The sequence below is a fragment of the Microcoleus sp. AT9b-C3 genome (assembly GCF_036705485.1).
Taxonomy (GTDB): Bacteria; Cyanobacteriota; Cyanobacteriia; order Cyanobacteriales; family Microcoleaceae; genus Microcoleus.
In genome coordinates, this window is the sequence record NZ_JAUBUR010000111.1 from 1 (window position 1) to 1150 (window position 1150).

General features: G+C 31.3%; 1 protein-coding gene. It reads left to right on the forward strand.

Annotation, left to right across the window (positions count from 1 at the left end; all coding sequences use genetic code 11):
• Positions 1-69 precede the first annotated feature (69 nt).
• Entirely contained in the window at positions 70-1140 is a 1071-nt protein-coding gene (locus QUB77_RS31575) for an IS630 family transposase (RefSeq protein ID WP_333172251.1), read from the forward strand.
• Positions 1141-1150 lie beyond the last annotated feature (10 nt).

Genomic DNA, 1150 nt, shown 5'->3' on the forward strand with positions numbered 1-1150 from the left:
TATAGCAATCCTAAATCATTATCAAGACTATGATACAATTATATGCAATACTCGATCGTGAATAAAAAAATGAATAACTTACAACTGCCACAAAAAGATAGGGAAAAAGAAATAGCCCAATTAGACTCTTTCATTAAAAGCGATATCGATGCCAGAGAACTAAAACGAGCAATAGCTGTAAGGATGGCACTTTCAGGTAATATCTACCATGAAATCAGCAATATTTTAGGTGTAAGTAATTTTTTTATTGGTTATTGGAAAAAACAATTTAAAACCCAAGGCATCGCAGGAATCAAACTAGGACATAAAGGGTCAAAAGGATATTTAACAGCTCGCCAAAATACTGAAGTAATCGAGTGGTTAAAAAATAAAGAATATTGGAATTTAGATGAGCTGGTTACTTATTTAGACCAAGAATTTGGTGTGAGATATAAATCAAAACAGAGTTACTATGAACTTTTCGACCGGGCGAAAATTAGTTGGAAAAAAACTCAAAAGACCAATCCTAAATTTGATAAAGAACTGGTAAAAAAAAAGAAGGAAGAAATTAACGATATTTTAGTGAAAAACAAGGCTGGCATAGAAGCTGGGGAAATAATAGTATTGTTTTTAGATGAATGTCATCTACTTCATGGTGATCTGACTGGTTATGTTTGGGGTCAATCAAAAATTAGAATTGAAGTCCCAATTACCAATGAAAAAGATAGACAAACTTATTTTGGCGCACTCAATTATCAAAGCAAAGAATTCCATATTCAGAGCCATCCATCTGGGGACGGAAAATCAACAGTTAAATTCATAAAATACTTACAAAGTAAATATAAAAATCGCCAGATTATCTTGATTTGGGATGGAGCTAGTTATCATAAATATGGAGAATTTAGAGATTTTTTATTAGAACTAAATGGTGACAAAGAACCTGATAATTGGTCAATTACTTGTATTTTATTTGCTCCCAATGCTCCCCAACAGAATCCCGTTGAAGATATTTGGTTACAAGCTAAAAACTTTTTAAGAAAGTATTGGTATTTATGTAGGTCTTTTAAAATTGTCAAATTTTTGTTTGAGTTTTTTACTAACGAACATACATTTGATTTCCCCAAAATACGTCAATATAGTTACACACAGAAAATCATTTAGGATTGCTATA

Bases quoted from the DNA above. Each gene is read 5' to 3' on its own strand.
- QUB77_RS31575 (WP_333172251.1), top strand. From the start codon at position 70: ATGAATAACTTACAACTGCCACAAAAAGATAGGGAAAAAGAAATAGCC.